The sequence below is a fragment of the Endozoicomonas arenosclerae genome (assembly GCF_001562015.1).
Taxonomy (GTDB): domain Bacteria; phylum Pseudomonadota; class Gammaproteobacteria; order Pseudomonadales; family Endozoicomonadaceae; genus Endozoicomonas_A; species Endozoicomonas_A arenosclerae.
Window position 1 is genome coordinate 1 of the sequence record NZ_LASA01000062.1, and the last position, 15736, is coordinate 15736.

Genomic DNA, 15736 nt, shown 5'->3' on the forward strand with positions numbered 1-15736 from the left:
CACGGGCGATCTGCTGATTCGAAAGATTGAGTGACATCAGGTGCAGACAGCTTACCCACACTTTCAAAGGCTTATGGTGTCCTGAAAAAACAGAAAGTGTCAGGTCATCAAAACGACGCTGACATTCTTTACAAGAATATCTCTGTCTGTCAGGCTGTGAATCGTCCTTGCCTTGGCGGGTTATGTCTGAGCTGGCACAGTGTGGGCATTTCACCCCGTCAGGCCAGCGAATCTGGCGTATCTGTTCAAAGCACTTGGCGTTGTCGAGGAGGTCATAAAGTTTCATGACACTTTTGTACAAGAAAACGTCTTCTATTCATAGTCAAATAACTCGTCCTCAACCAGCTCCCCAGAATCCATTAAGAGCCTTGTTTTTTTGTGGCTTCTGAGACTTGAGTCCGGGCTTCTTTTAACTGTTTTTCTTTTCCCTGTATCCGGGCTTGCAGGAGCAGGGATTGGCTTCTCAATTTCTTACGTTGTGAGTTTAAAGCCTGCTCGCTGGTATTGAGTTCACTCTCTCTTTCCTCAAGAGTCTCTTCCAGTTTTTGCCTGGCCTTTTCGGCACGCTTGAGTTTGTGCTCTAGTGTAAGTTGCTCAATGCCCTGATCTTCTTTTTCTTGGGTTAGCGCTTGAAGTTTTTCCTGCAGGGCCGTCAGCTCATTTTCCTGTTGAGTAATCAGTTCAGACAGTCGTGCTGTGGACTGGGTATAGGATCTCAGAGACGTCGTTGTTTTATCATGGGAGCTGCTGAGCGTATTCAGTTCTCTTTGAAGTTGCTCCTTTTCGGCTTGTACTCTGGATATTCTGTTATTGAGTTCCAAGAGCTCCTGACGAGTTTCAGGTAGGGGAGTGTTGTCATTGATGTGGTCTTGAAGTTTTTGAACCCTGGCTCTTTCCAGAGCCAGGGCATCCTCAAGGGCCTTAATCTGGCTTGCGTCAGATTTCGACTTCAGTTCTGACAGGTTGACGTCAGTGGTCAGGTGACGATTCTTTTTCAATAGTTCCGTACTTTCGGCTTCCAGACTGGAAAGCTTCTCCTGAAGCTTTTTGCACTCAGCTTCAGAGGCAGAGAGTTTCTCTTCCAATGAGCTGACCTTAGACCGTTCCTGCTCATAGGCCGCATCCATTTGCAAAGAATCCAGAACAGAAGTAGAGGACTGAGCAGTAGGACTGATACTGTGAACGGACAATTCAGTCAAGAGGCGGCTCTGTGGTCCAGTACTTGACGATGTTTGGGCAATGAGAGGTCGTCCCTCTACACCCTGAGCTGCCGGTGGCGGGTGGGAAGGTGTAACGGATTCACTGCTGACAGCCGGTGATCGCTGTTCTGGAGGTGTACCGCTTACGCTCAAGTGCCACCTCCCGATTTAGGTCGTTTAGTTGTTGTGTTACTGCCTCCGGGAACCTTCCTCTTGCGACTGGTGCCTTGCTTTTCCTCTTTGAGTTTTGTCTGGGCTTCTGAGAGTTCTTCTTTCATTTGTTCCAGTTCAAGCTCCAGCTTTACTTTCTCCCGACGCAGGCCTTCCTTTTCTTTTTGAGCGGCTGTCAGTTGTTCTCTCGACTGTTTGAGCTGCTCTTTCTGGTTCTTGTTTGTGGTCTCCATAGAGGCCAGAGCCTGGGCAGAAGCTTCAATAGATTCATCCAGACTGTTTGAGCTCTGACTTTTCTCTTCTTTCAGGCGCGCCATTTCGCCTTCCAGGTTTGCCAGTTCCCGGCTTAATTGTTCGCATCGCGCCTTGGCTTTCTCTTCATTGCCTTTCAAGGCTGTGACCTCATCAGAGGCTGTTTTTAACTGAGCTTCTATTCCCTGGTATTCTGCTAATCTGTCGAGCAATAGTTGGTTGGCCTGTGCTCCAGAATTGCTTTTTGTGGGAGTTTCTCTTTCAGGCGGGGAGGGCGATCTTTCATTCTTCGCTTTCTCAAGTAAATCAGACTGCCTTTTAACGACCTCCAGTTTAAGCTGAAGCTTCGCTTCACAAGTCTGCAACTTCTGTTTTTCCAGCTCGAGCGCTGATTTCAGCTCGTTATGCTCCTGACCCAGTTTCTCCAGCGCTTTTGATTTTTCATCCAGCTGCAGGGTGAGTTCTTCACTCTTTTGAGATTGAGTGATGGCCCTTTTCATTCGAACCAATACTCTCTGATATCTTTTATTGAGGGTCTCTGTAGCTCTTTTAAGATCGACTGCCTGCTGCCTTTGAGCGGGATCATAGTAATCTTCTGTTTTTACTGTTGGAAGATAGCTGGTGCCTGGATAAGGGGCCGTACTCCATTGGTTGAAAAAGCCGCTGTCACCCGACACTGGAGCTGGACATTGAGGGTCCGTTCCTGGCCACATGGGGTCTAATCCCATACCCGGTGGGGGGAAGTAGGTGGGGTTGTTGTTAGAGGGACCAGAGCTTCCTGACTGCATAGTGATTCTCCGTTCAGGCAAAGAGCAATTACTGCTTTTGACCATGAAATCGGAGGTTGGTTTATAACAGGGTGGTCAGTGAGGCTAACAGTTATTGGTCTTTCAGACTCCTGCGGATTTCTTGCACACTCAACGCGATTTTTTCTTCTTCGGTAGCATCTGAATTGACCAGTTCCAGCAAGCGTTTGGCATTCTGGGTAATCTGGGCACGGCTGAAGTCCCTGATACCGAAGTGATAAATGTAACTCAGGATGGCTTTTGCAGCGGTCAGCTGTCCGGTGTGGACATTGGCTCCTGGAATTTCGTAAAAACAGGAGTCTTTGGTAAACAGGTTTCTCAAGGTTCTGCTGATGGGCTGAGATCGGTTAAATAACTCCTCCAAAGCCAATTTATATTGCGTTAGCTCTTTGCTTTCACTGGCTTCCCTCATCTTTTCTACCGTTTCTTTGGCAGTAGCAGGGCAGCCATCAACCAACTGACTTGAAGACAGGAGTGCGTGTATCAGATACACGTCCCAGTAATTGCATAAAGCCAACAATGTATTAGAAGAGAGTTCCGGTACCGGCAGATTTTTCAGTTTCATGGAAAGCTGCACAGCAAATCGCTCTACCTCTGGATTCCAGCTGATTTTTTCCTGGTCGCCAAACTGGCTGACAAACTCCCTGCATACCACGGAGATGCATACTGTTGCATAACTGCTGGAGCTGGCAGGCAAACTTTTCAGCAGGGTTACAAAATCATCAATGGTTGCTTCTGGCAGGTCGGGATTTTCTTTCCAGATAACATACAGCGCCAGACCAGTACTCCATTTTGTACCTGCAGGCAGATTAAGATCTTTCCAGTGGTCGAGTGGCACAGTTGAATCCAGAGCATGCAGCAAGCCAGTCGGTACATTTCCACAAAGCCAGATGCGATAGAGAGCTAAACTGAGCACTTTTAGCCCTATCTCAGAGTCCAGTCTTAATGCTGAGAATACAGACTCATCGGGCTCTGCCAGTCCCAGTCGATACAGAGTGTATTGAGTAGCAGCTTCTGTCCAGTGACCCATTGGCAGGGTGGTTTCAAGCCAAAAGGGTACAGAATTGCCTTGATCATTGAGGGCTTTAGCTAAATCTGAAAGCGTCGCAGACGCTCCCAGTTCATTTCTGATCAGCTCAATGCTCGTCTTCAAGCACTCTTCACTGGGGCTCAGTGGAAAAGGTGGAGCGGGTAGTTCTTTTCTGGGACGTTTACTCTTCGTCTGGAGTGATGTCTTGACTCTTTTTCGGGACGTACGACGACGTCTGTGTTCTGAAAGCGGACCCTTCCCTTTGTCAGAAATACCGGGCTGAACTTCATTACCCTCAGCGCTTTGGGGAAATTCATACAATGAGAGGTTCCGTTCCCAACTGACTGAATCACTGGAAGCCGCAGCAGAGGTCGATATATCCACTGAGGTCACGTTCGCTGGCTGTGCTCGATTATCCTCTTTACAAGCAGCAATCTGTTTGAGCAGTGAGGCTTTTTCCTGTTCTCTGGTTTTGATCCAGTAACTGTAAAGTTGAATTTGGCCTTTGAGCTGTTGCAATTCTCGGGTGACTTCCGAATGACTCAGTCTTGTCTCAATCAACTCTTCTTCCGCTTCTTCTTCAGACAGGCTTTCGGGAGCAGGCAGCTGTTTCAGGGCTTCGCTCATGGCTGAATCCAGTTTTTGAATATTGGACAGCGCTAAACGAATCAATTCAGACTGGTCTTGGTTATTGTTCTCATCCGGATCTGGGAAAGCACTTTGCTTAACTTCCTGGGCTCGAACCGATTTTCCATTATGCTGCCCTTCAGACGAAAGAGAGGTAGAAGGTGAAGGAAGTAAACAATAGTTGTCACTGTCCGTAGGGGAGTTAGTCGTGTACATCGGAATCCCTCCACAGTAAATTCAGCTTGAGGTTGTTTCTCTCTTCTTCAGTAGCCTCGGGTTTTACCAGTTTAAGAATACTTGTCTTGTTTCGAACGGTTTGCGCTGAGGGAAATTGGCGATCTATGCCGAGGAAATAGTGGTAACTCAGAAGTGCCTTTGAAAGGGTGCATTGACCTTTATCGACTGATGTGCCCGGAATAGGGTAGAAAACTGATTTCATACCGTGGTGAGGGGCAATAGTCGCTTCAATACCATTGGGTCTGTTAAAGAGTTTCCTTAGCGCTTCTTTATACTGTTCTTCATTACCATTGACTCTAGCCAGCTCCATAGTATCGAGCAGGTCTTCAGTGGTTTCTTCCGGGGTGGTTACTGTCAGCTTTTGTGAAATCAGGGCGAACGCCAGATCTCTGTTCCATTTACTGTGTCTGCTTTTCCATTGTTCAGGAACGCTTTGCTTTTTCTCATTCAGTTTTCTGCAGAATTCGTTCAAATGCTCCCGAAGTGTCTCGTCGTATACATAGCTTTCCTGATGGCCGGCGGCATCCCGCAATCTTTGGACCAGAAAGTCTTCACACACTGCTTCATATTGAGGGCTGGAGGGTGAAAGGCTATTCAAGATCATCAGCAGTTGTCTTCTTGTCAGCTCAGCACCGTCTTCCCAGGCTAGTAACAGGGTCAGGCCGGGAGTCCACTCTTTTTGAGAGGTGCTGATAAAATCAGTCCATTTGGCCAGTGGCGCGTAACTTTTCAGAGCGTTAATCAGCTGCTTGTCGATAGGACCTGATACATAGGATAAATGCAGGCGTCGGCAGAGCACCTTGTATGCGACCCGATTCTTTTCTTTCAACAGTACAAGGTCTGTGAGTCGGGTTTTTCTTATCCCCAATCTTAGAAAGGCATATTTGACCTTATTTGCGGTCCAGTCCTCGCTTTCAGGTGCAAAATCCACTTCCTCCCATTCAGGGATGGTGACTTCCTGTTGATTAAGCTCACGGGCCAGATCACGGGGTTCCGGATAGGTTGGGAGTAGTGCTTCGAGTTTGATTTTGAGGGCACCATCGTCCGGAGCTATTTCAAGTACAGGCTCCACAGAATCTTTTTTGGGGGCTTTTCTGATTTCTGGAGGGCGACCGGGTTCGAGTCGTTTTCTGGAATGGGTTTTGGTCGTTACGTATTCAGAGCCCTGTAATGCGTTTGTGCTTGCGTTAGGTGCATCACATAGAATTGCACAGGGCTGGAAGATGCTTTGATCAACATCCTCATCTTTTTGCCAGTGCCCAGCCATGCCAACTGAATGCTCTGTTTTAAGGGCCAGCAATTGTTTGCGGAGTTCGACATTCTCCCAGGCTAATTGCTGATCTTCATGTATCAGGGCTTTCAGTTTATTCTCGTGCTTCGTTCTCGACTGTTTAAGGCTATGCAGATTGTGTTTTTCTCTGGCCAGTTCCTTTTTTGCGGAAAAGGGCGTGTCTGAGGGAGGTTGCCACTGAGATAAAGTCCCCATATCGGTCTGAAGTCTTTTTATTGTACTTAAAGCTTCAAACAGATCTCTGTTATAGCCATGCACAGAGGGATCACTCTCGGGTTGAGGCAGGTAACCGGGAGTTATGGTTGCAGGCTGAATACTGGCCTCATTGCCAAAAGAGTAAGGGGCTTGTGGAGTACTCCCAGAGTAGCAAGGTGCTGACTCCAGAAATGGACCTGTAAAAGCTTCACTGACTGACCACTGCTTATACCTGGGATCGGCCCCCTCCATGTTCTGATTTTGAACAGGCACACCGGGGCTTTCAGCGGAGCTCACTGAAGGCGGCAGTAGAGGTGGTGTGTATGGGCTGTTTCCGGGGTTCATGCTCAGCTCCAGTCGGTCTATTTCATCTCTGTTGGACAGCGCGGGAGCCATAAGGTTGAAACAAGAGAGTTAGTATCACTGACAAAAAGAGTTAGAAGGGATGCAGATAAGAAGGGGTAGAAAAGAAAAACGGATATCAGAGACCAGACCGAGTATAATTGCGTGCTTTGATTGAAATGCATTTTCCGGGAGATATGAGTGTCCGGCCACAGCCCTGAGCCAATAAATAGCAGCCCTGAGCCCACCCAGCGTCAAGAAAGGTCATCGACCAGCGAACATTCCCCAAGAAGCGGCCGTGCAAAGGGTGGTCATCCTCAGAAGAAAGCGCTGTATGATGCTCTGGACCAGTGCATGGTCAGGGATCGTTTTCCTGTTCGCAGGCAAATACAAAGACTGAAAGCCAGCGACAAGGGGGCTGTGGAAAAGCTGCAGGACAGAATCAGTCGCTCAACTTCGAGAGTTCAGGAAAGGCTGCAGGCTGTTCCTGCTATCGAATACGATGAAGCGCTGCCGGTTGTAGCCCGTCGTGATGAAATTCGTGAGGCGATCGAAAAGAATCAGGTGGTTGTGATCGCCGGTGAAACAGGCTCCGGTAAAACCACCCAGATTCCGAAAATCTGCCTGGAAGCAGGCCGGGGTATTTTTGGTCAGATAGGCCATACCCAGCCGAGAAGGCTGGCAGCCCGATCCGTAGCCAACCGGATTGCAGAAGAGCTGAAAGTACCTATGGGGGAACAGGTCGGTTATCAGGTGCGATTCACCGATCATGGCAATGAGAATACTTTGGTTAAACTGATGACCGACGGTATTCTGCTGGCCGAAATTCAGAATGATCGCTTTCTGAATCGTTACGATACCCTGATTATCGATGAGGCCCACGAACGCAGCCTTAACATTGATTTCCTGCTGGGTTACCTGAAAATACTCCTGCCCAAGCGTCCTGATCTGAAGTTGATCATTACTTCGGCAACCATTGATGTAGACCGCTTCTCAAAGCATTTTGACAATGCACCGGTTATTGAAGTATCAGGCCGAACTTTCCCCGTAGATGTCAATTATCGCCCCATGGAAGATCTGGAGCTTGAAGGGCGGGATGCTGACCTGAGAGTTCAGCAGGGCATATTGTCCTGTCTGCGGGAAATTGAAGATTTGGAGCGTTCCGGTAAAGGGGGCCGTCTTGGTGATGTTCTGGTGTTCCTCAGCGGTGAGCGGGAGATCCGGGAAACCAATAAATTCCTGAAAGACGCCAGACTGGCTCACACTGAAATTCTTCCTCTTTATGCCCGTCTGTCTGCAGCGGAACAAAACCGTATTTTTCAGTCCCATGGTGGGCGAAGGGTTATTTTGTCCACCAACGTGGCGGAAACCTCGCTGACCGTTCCGGGCATTCGTTACGTTATTGATCCGGGTACGGCAAGAATCAGCCGTTACAGCGTTCGCTCCAAAGTTCAGAGATTGCCCATTGAGCCGGTGTCGCAGGCCTCGGCGAATCAGCGTAAAGGTCGATGCGGTCGTGTAGCAGAAGGTGTTTGCTACCGGCTTTATTCTGAAGAGGATTTCCTGGGGCGGCCTGAATTTACCGATGCTGAAATTCTGAGAACCAACCTGGCAGCGGTTATTCTGCAAATGCTCAGGTTGGGGTTGGGTGATATTGCCGCTTTTCCTTTTGTTGATGCTCCGGATTCTAAAGCCATTAATGATGGCTTTAAGTTGTTGCAGGAGTTGGGAGCTGTCAGTGACCAACGTCGCATGACTCGAATCGGTCAGCAGATTTCCAGACTGCCGGTTGATCCCCGAATGGCTCGAATGCTGGTGGAAGCGGACAAAAACCGTGCCCTCAGTGAGTTGCTGGTGATCACCAGTGCCCTGGCGATTCAGGACCCAAGAGAACGCCCGGCAGAGAAGAAGCAGGCAGCAGATCAGCGACACCGTGAACATTATCACGACGATTCTGATTTTATGAGTCTGGTTCAGCTCTGGAATATTTATGAAGAGCAGCGTCAGGAGCTTTCCCAGAGTCAGCTGCGTAAATACTGCAAACAGCAATTCCTGTCGTTTATGAGAATGCGCGAGTGGCGGGATCTTCATCGTCAGTTGGCGCTGGCCTGTAAAGAGGTAGGCTTGAAGATCAATGAAGACGAAGCGAGCTATGCAGATATTCATAAATCCCTGCTTGCTGGTCTGCTTTCTCATCTGGGCAGCAAGGATGACGATGCAGATTATATGGGCGCGCGCAATCGGCGCTTCTATATCTTCCCGTCTTCAACCCTTTATAAGCGCAAACCTAAGTGGGTGATGACGGCCGAGCTGGTGGAAACTTCCAGACTGTTTGCCCGTACCAATGCCAAAGTGGAGCCTCAGTGGATTGAGCCGCTGGCAGGGCATCTGGTCAAAAGAAATTACTTTGAACCTCATTGGGAAAAGAAAAGAGCCCAGGTGGTTGCCTTTGAGCAGGTCACTCTTTATGGCCTTATTATTGTCGGACGTCGTCGGGTCGGTTATGGCGCGATTGATCCTGCGGTCTCCCGTGAGATTTTTATCCGGGAAGCTCTGGTAGAAGGTCATTACCACTCACAGGGTAAATTCCAGTCACACAACCTGTCATTGATTCAGGAAGTGGATGAACTGGAAGCCAAGTCCCGACGCAGGGACATTTTGGTCGATCCTGAAACACTTTATCAGTTTTACGATGAAAAGCTGCCTGCCAATATTCACAACGGATCTGGCTTTGAAAAGTGGCGCAAGGGGGCTGAGAGAGAAGACTCTCAACTGCTGTATCTCACCAAAGAGTACCTGATGCGGCACGATGCCGGTGAGGTCACTGAGAACAAATACCCTGATCGCTTCCGATGGGAAGGGTTAGAGCTTCCATTGTCGTATCATTTTGAGCCGGGTGCTCTCGATGACGGGGTCACACTGACACTTCCGGTACAAGCCCTGAGACTGTTGCCTAAACACCGGCTGGAATGGCTGGTACCAGGTATGCTTTACGACAAGTGTGTGGCACTGGTCAGAGCTTTACCGAAAGCCGTCCGTAAAAACTTTGTGCCGGTGCCGGATTATGTTCGTGGGGCTATGGATTCCATGTCCATTTGCGATGAGCCATTAACTGATATTCTGGGTCATCACCTGCATCGTATGTCTGGTATTCGCATTCTGGAAGAGCACTGGGACACTGGGGATCTGCCTGATCATCTGAAGATGAATTTCCGGCTGATTGATGAGAACGGCAAAGTGTTGGGGCAGGGCCGTGACCTGGTCAAGCTGAAAGAAAAGTTTGGTCGTGAGTCTGAAGACAGCATGCGCAGACTGACGGACAGCTCACTGGAACAGGAAGGTCTGAAAGACTGGAGTTGTGGAGAGCTGCCTGAGGAAATTACCCGTAAAGTGGGTGGGTTGGTGTTGAAAACCTACCCTGCGCTGGTGGATCAGAAGAGCGCTGTTGCCGTTAAACTGTTCGAAGATCGTGCCATGGCGGAAGCGACCCATCGAATGGGTTTGACCCGGCTGTTGCAATTCAAATTGTCCAGTCAGCTGAAGTTTGCCCTGTCGAAAATGAAACATTTGAAACAGGTGAAGCTGCTGACTACGGGCATTATGCAGGCCAGGGCTTTGGAGGAGGATCTTCAGGCGTTCCTGATTTCAGAAGTCTTTGTTCATGATCCTGCTGACTGGCCAAGAAATGAGGCCGCTTTCAAAGCGCTTATTGAAGAGCGAAAAGGACATCTGGTGCCTTTTGCTGAAGAGATGGACAGTTTGCTGTTCGATATTTTCCAGAAGGCTCATAACGTCAGTAAACAACTGAAGGGCAAAATATCCTTTGACCGGGCTTTTTCACTCTCCGATATCAAGCAGCACCTGGTTCAGCTGATCTATCCGGGCTTCCTGTGTGATGCAGGCATTGAGTGGCTAAGACATTACCCCAGATTCCTGGAAGGTATCGAGGTCAGACAGGAGAAGCTTCCTGCACAGGTCAACAAGGATCGGGCCTGGTCAGAAGAGTTAGGCAATCTCTACAAAGCCTGGGAAAAGCGCAAGGCTATTCATGAGAAGCACAAGATTGTGGATGAAAACCTGATGCTCTACCGCTGGATGCTGGAAGAATATCGAGTCTCGCTGTTTGCTCAGAAGCTGGGAACCCGTTTCCCCGCGTCTGAAAAACGACTCCGGAAGCTCTGGCAAGAGGTTCAGGAAGTCTGAAAAAAGTCGTTAAGAGTTAAAGAAGGATTCATGTTGGCAGGGAGGCCATACCATGAAAAAGCTTTTGACGGGTTCTATTTTCATCCTGGCCATCCTGGGGTTGGGATTTACCGTTGCCAATGAAATGGATCTTTTTGATGAGCAGAATGATACTGACTCCGGGCAGTATGATTATGACTCGGAAGATCTGTATCAGAATGAAACGGCTTCGTATCCAGGTCAGTACTCTGAATCTGAAGAGGAGGAAGAGGATGAAGACGAAGATGATGACGACGATTATGAAGATGACTCTGATGAGGATGACAGCATCATAGAACAGGGCTCTTAAGCCACTAATCACTCTTCTGATCACCTTCAAAGAACGGGCATTATTCCACCAGGTTTAATGTCCGTTTGTCGTTGTTGGCTTCGAAAAAATGCACAGAAAATTCCTTCTTTCAAAGTGTGATCCAGATTTGAATATCCTGACCATTGAGTTAGAAATGTCATAAAACCTTCTCTCTCTCGTCACCTCCAAGAAATATTTCCATTTCAATATACCCTCCCGAAGTTAATAAAAAACAGCCATGAGCGTCTTGCAGCCATGCCCTGAATCATGAGGGGTCGTGAGACACATCAGGCTGCAAATTATAAAAAATGCCGACACACAGCTCTTTTGAGCAATTAATAAATAAAAAAACACAATTCACAAGGAGTGTTTTTAATGAAACTCAAGCCTGTTTCCCTGGCTGTAGCCGCTGTTGCTGCGGGTCTGACCCTGTCTTCTGCCCACGCTGGTGTGGTTAAGACTGAAGGTGAAGATATTATCGTCAGCACCAAAAATGGTGGTCTTCAGCTGAAAACAGAAGATGGCGCTTTTTCCTTCAAGGTAAGCGGCAAGCTGCAGTGGGACTACGCGAATCTGGACAAGTTCATTGCCGGTGGCAAGGACAAGGATTTCGGTTACCTGCGTCGTGGCAAGCTGGGTATCAGTGGTAAGGCTTATTCAGACTGGAAATACAAGCTGGTTCTGGAATCTGACGACAACGACATCGTTCTGGATGAAGCCAACATCACTTACGGTGGTTTCAAACCCGCTAACATCAAAATCGGTCGCTGGGGCAACGAATTCGGTCTGGAAGACTCTGTAAGTTCTTCCTGGATCATGGCTATCGAACGTCCACACATCTATGAAGCCCTGCGTGCCGACGGTAACAACGACTACGGTATTCAGGTGTTTGCAGCAGACAAGAACTACCTGCTCCGTGCCGGCATGGAATACATCGGTCTGGACAAGAGCACCGACAGTGAAGAGAAGCAACAGTTTGCTTACCAGATGCGTGCTGCCTATGCACCTATCATGGAAGATGAAATGCTGCTGCACGTTGGCTTCTCTTACTACAATGCCAACCCTGACAAAGAAACCGATGCTGCCAAGAGCTCTATCAAGTTCGCCAAGAAGGGAACCAAGATCAAGCTGTTCAATGGCACAGGTATGAATGTTAAGGATGATGCTGAGTACGCCTTTGAACTGGCTGGTCAGTTCCAGTCACTGCAGCTGCAGGGCGAATACTTCATTCGTGACATCAAGTCTGACAACGCTAACAGCGACGTAAAAGTAACCGGCTACTACGGTCAGGTTTCTTACATGCTCGACGGTGGCAAGCGTACCTATAAGAAAGGTGAATTCAGCAAGCCTAAAGGTGGCAAGTGGGAAGCCTTCGCTCGTTACACCACAACCACTACCGATGCTGACAGCGCTGTGACTCTGGGCACCAATGGTGATGACGTAGAAACCGCTTCCTACACTCTGGGTGTGAACTACTACCCAACCAAAAATATTCGCGGCATGTTGAACTATGTTCACGGTGAAGTGAAGAACCACTCTTCTTACGTGAATGAGAAAGACGATGGCAATGCTATCGTAGCTCGAGTGCAGTACGTGTTCTGATCCCCCCATCAGTTCCTTTGTGTGTGCGTTTGGCCCTGCTTTGCAGGGCCTTTTTCGTTAATGTAGAAGTGACTTTTTCACACGCTCCGTCCACCATCGAGTTTGTTCAAGCACTTCTTTATAGGGGACGGTGCTGTTCGCAACCAATACACTGGGTAATGGTTTGGCAAATGCCGGAATCCAGCGGGCCAGTTTTTTACCAAGGGTCACCCTGAAAATAAACTCTGCATTTAACCAGCTGGTTTGTGGATAACTGAAATCCGACAGTTCCCTGAGGGCATGAGCATTGGGAAGCTGCTTTTCGGTGAATTCAGGAAGGGCTGTATCCCAGTTTTCCTGATGCTCTTCCAGTAATTGACTGAAAACCATTACGTCCTGAAGGGCTGAGTTACAACCCTGACCGATTGAGGCGGAAACGGCGTGTACCGCATCCCCCAACAGTAAGATATTCCCTCCGACGTGCATGGTGTCACAACGAACGGTGAGATTTCTGGATACGGGCCTCTCAAATATCTGTCTGGCAACATCGAGGTCGATAAGAGAGGTCAGTTCAGGGCATTTACGCTGGAAGAGTTCCTTTACATCATTGGCGGACTGCAAGGGCTGAAAAGGATCCTGATTTCGGGGAAAGATCAGTGTTCCCCTTAGAATGTCCTCTCCCTGTGGAATCATCATGAGACGAGCATTCTTGCCCATATTCCAGACATGGATATGATCTGCAGAAAGTGCTTGTAGCTGTTGCTCAAGGGGGCAGTGTATCTCCAGGTTCCGGTAGACATTAGGGACTTCCTGCAGGGTGCTATGGACTTTTTTCTGCCGGGTCAGATGCTCTCTAATCATTGATCGGGCACCGTCAGTAGCTACCAGCCTGTCGTAGAAAACTGTCTTTTGACCCTCGCTTTCATTCTCCACAACAATGGTTCGGGATTGTTCATCTAACGCAATGCAACGGGTTTCAAACTCGATCCTGAGCCGATCCTGCCCGTATTGTGATTGCAATGCCTTCAGCAGAATGTGTGTTAACCGGTTTCTGTGGGTCAGCAATAAAGGTGAGCGGGCTGGAATCGTTCTGTGACCCTTTTTGCCGTGCATCAGGGTGCCTTTTGACCAGCTACCGGATTGAGCGACTTTTTCTTCCAGCTCCGGAATCTGTTTCAAGGCTCCCATTCCCCGTAACTGCAAAGTGATAGGGAAGGTCCGTTGAGAAATCAGGTTTTCATCATTGGGCTCTGGCAGCTTTTCAAACAGGGTGATCTGGTAGTGCTTTTGCTGAAGAAGATAGTGAGCCAGAAGTAACCCGGCGGGTCCTGCTCCGACAATAACGATTTTCTCTGTGCGCTCTGAGTTGTCTGCTTGTGGTCTGGGGCTTGGGTTCATCCTACTGCTCAACCTGATGAGTCATATCCGAGTGGCATTGTAAGGCTAAGAGTTGAGAATGAGTATTGGTTCTATGAAAAAGCCATTGCTAAAGAAGATATTCATCAAAGTGTCACTGAAAGTACGGTAAAACCAGCGAAATAGAGATCGCCTGTTAATAAATGCTGAAATTTTCAATAAACGCAGCGAGAGGGTGGTTAATTCACGTCATATTTTATTAAAAAATCAAAAAAAGAATTAAAGTGACGGAGAAATTTGACGAAATAGGATTTTAGACCTTAACTGAATTAATAAGAGTTTGCTTATTGCGATTCATATTATTTCAGGCTGTCTATTTTCATTGCTTTGATGACAAGGAAAGTCGTTACAATGGATGCAGCAGATCAGGTATTGATCATTGAAGACTCTCAACAGCGCCGACATGATCTAAGTACCATTATTGAATTCATGGGGTATCGTACCAGAGCAGTCAGTTCCGCCTACTGGGAAGATGCTATCAAGGAATCCGACAAAGACGGTTTCTGTGCACTTTTTCTTGGGGATTTTCTCCAGGCAGAAAGCTCAATGCAGGGCATGATTGCCCGCATACAGAACTGGAGTGGCGGTGTTCCCGTCATTCGCATAGCCGAACCGCTTCCGGAAAATCTCCAATCCTCTCTCCGCAGACAAATCATTGCCCGTATTGACTGGCCATGCAATCGTTCGCAATTGCTCTCGTGCCTGCATTATGGGCAGGTTTATCGTGAGCAGTGGCGGCAACTCCATCAGACAGGGATGAATCAACAGGTGGAGCTGTTCCGTGGCCTTGTGGGCAAAAGTGACAAGGTGCGCAAGGTTAGAGCTTCCATGGCTCAAGTTGCTAACCGTGATGTTAATGTCATGGTGACGGGGGAGTCAGGAACAGGCAAGGAACTGGTTGCAAGAAACCTGCACGATCATTCTCACCGTCGAGACATGCCTTTTGTACCGGTAAACTGTGGTGCCATTCCCAACGATTTGCTGGAAAGTGAGCTTTTTGGACATGAAAAAGGCTCGTTTACTGGCGCAATCAGCTCCAGAAAAGGTCGGTTTGAGCTTGCTCAGGGCGGAACCTTGTTCCTGGACGAGATCGGCGATATGCCTTTGCATATGCAGGTCAAATTATTGCGGGTACTTCAGGAAAGAACCATTGAGCGTGTTGGTGGTTCTGAACAGATTCCGGTAGACGTCAGAATTATTGCGGCTACTCACAAGAATCTTTCTGAAATGATTGAGTCCGGTGAGTTCAGGGAAGACCTGTACTACCGACTGAATGTTTTCCCCATTGAAATGCCCGCTCTCAGGGATCGTCCGGAAGATATTCCGTTGATTCTGAATGAACTGGTCAGTGCTATGGAAAAACAGAGTCGTGGCTCCATTCGCTTGAGTTCTGCTGCCATCATGTCGCTTTGTCGCCATGACTGGCCGGGTAATGTCAGGGAAATGTCGAATTTGCTGGAAAGACTGGCGATCATGTACCCCTATGGAGTGGTCGGTGTTCAGGATCTGCCCCAGAATTTCCGTCATATGGAAGCCATTACCGATGATGACGGCGTTGCTGAGTTATTCCCGGACAGCATTCAACCGGCAGGAACTGGAAAAGTCGATGATTTGGCGATTCTTCCTGTTGGCGGACTGAATTTGAAGGAATTTTTGACCCGGCTGGAGAAAAGTCTGATCCAGCAAGCCCTGAGTGATTGCAACAGTGTGGTAGCCAGGGCCGCTGATAAACTTCAGATTCGCCGTACGACTCTGGTGGAGAAAATGAGAAAGTATGGTCTTCATCGTTATGAAGAAACCATGCGGTAATCAAGTCAGTTAAAAAAATGGCTATCAGCGCAAGCTGATAGCCATTTTTTTTGTCTCAAATTTGTTCTGGATCAGATACGACGTTTATAACGGCCTCGTGTACTTTTTTAAAAAGTACACGAGGCCGTTTTTGTATTATCAAAAACTTTAAATGATATTTATTTGATAACTGTCTTTCTTTTTTATGAAAAAAACGTGGGCTTTCCTTTTCGTCAAACAATCAAAAAACTTTAATTTATTTGACGGTTT

General features: G+C 48.1%; 10 protein-coding genes. 4 read left to right on the top strand and 6 right to left on the bottom strand.

Translation table 11 applies throughout. From position 1 onward, the window contains the following. The 5 genes from WG89_RS08790 to WG89_RS08810 form a co-directional block, all read right to left on the bottom strand. Nucleotides 1–286 (bottom strand): transposase (locus WG89_RS08790; protein ID WP_172806756.1); only part of this gene is annotated, 286 nt, incomplete at its 3' end. 73 nt (nucleotides 287–359) lie between these two features. Continuing rightward, a complete protein-coding gene (locus WG89_RS08795) occupies nucleotides 360–1352 on the bottom strand; it encodes a coiled-coil domain-containing protein (RefSeq protein WP_153301491.1) in 993 nt (330 codons plus the stop codon). Further along, nucleotides 1349–2410, bottom strand: a complete 1062-nt coding sequence (locus tag WG89_RS08800) for a hypothetical protein (protein WP_153301492.1) — start codon at nucleotides 2408–2410, stop codon at nucleotides 1349–1351. The genes WG89_RS08795 and WG89_RS08800 overlap by 4 nt, the downstream gene beginning before the upstream one ends. A 91-nt stretch (nucleotides 2411–2501) precedes the next feature. Beyond that, nucleotides 2502–4301, bottom strand: coding sequence for a hypothetical protein (locus tag WG89_RS08805; RefSeq protein WP_062264385.1), 1800 nt, complete (start codon nucleotides 4299–4301; stop codon nucleotides 2502–2504). Next, nucleotides 4288–6153 (bottom strand): hypothetical protein, encoded by a 1866-nt coding sequence (locus WG89_RS08810; RefSeq protein WP_153301493.1) that lies wholly within the window; start codon nucleotides 6151–6153, stop codon nucleotides 4288–4290. Before WG89_RS08810 ends, WG89_RS08805 begins: the two co-directional genes overlap by 14 nt. A 198-nt stretch (nucleotides 6154–6351) precedes the next feature. Here WG89_RS08810 and hrpA point away from each other — a divergent pair, with 198 nt between their 5' ends. The 3 genes from hrpA (at nucleotide 6352) to WG89_RS08825 (ending at nucleotide 12283) form a co-directional block, all read left to right on the top strand. Next, a complete protein-coding gene (hrpA, locus tag WG89_RS08815) occupies nucleotides 6352–10353 on the top strand; it encodes an ATP-dependent RNA helicase HrpA (RefSeq protein ID WP_281177683.1) in 4002 nt (1333 codons plus the stop codon). A gap of 52 nt (nucleotides 10354–10405) precedes the next feature. After that, a complete protein-coding gene (locus tag WG89_RS08820; RefSeq protein ID WP_062264391.1) occupies nucleotides 10406–10681 on the top strand; it encodes a hypothetical protein in 276 nt (91 codons plus the stop codon). A 375-nt stretch (nucleotides 10682–11056) separates the two neighbouring features. Continuing rightward, a complete protein-coding gene (locus tag WG89_RS08825) occupies nucleotides 11057–12283 on the top strand; it encodes an OprO/OprP family phosphate-selective porin (RefSeq protein ID WP_062264394.1) in 1227 nt (408 codons plus the stop codon). Between the two features lie 57 nt (nucleotides 12284–12340). Here the strand turns inward: WG89_RS08825 and WG89_RS08830 are convergent, their stop codons facing one another. After that, nucleotides 12341–13660: an FAD-dependent oxidoreductase gene (locus WG89_RS08830; RefSeq protein WP_062264397.1), complete on the bottom strand. Its 1320-nt coding sequence runs from the start codon at nucleotides 13658–13660 to the stop codon at nucleotides 12341–12343. Between the two features lie 369 nt (nucleotides 13661–14029). On the opposite strand from WG89_RS08830, the gene WG89_RS08835 reads away from it, so the two are divergent. Then, on the top strand, nucleotides 14030–15487 hold the full coding sequence (locus tag WG89_RS08835) for a sigma-54 dependent transcriptional regulator (protein WP_062264400.1): 1458 nt from the start codon (nucleotides 14030–14032) through the stop codon (nucleotides 15485–15487). The last annotated feature ends 249 nt before the right edge of the window (nucleotides 15488–15736 follow it).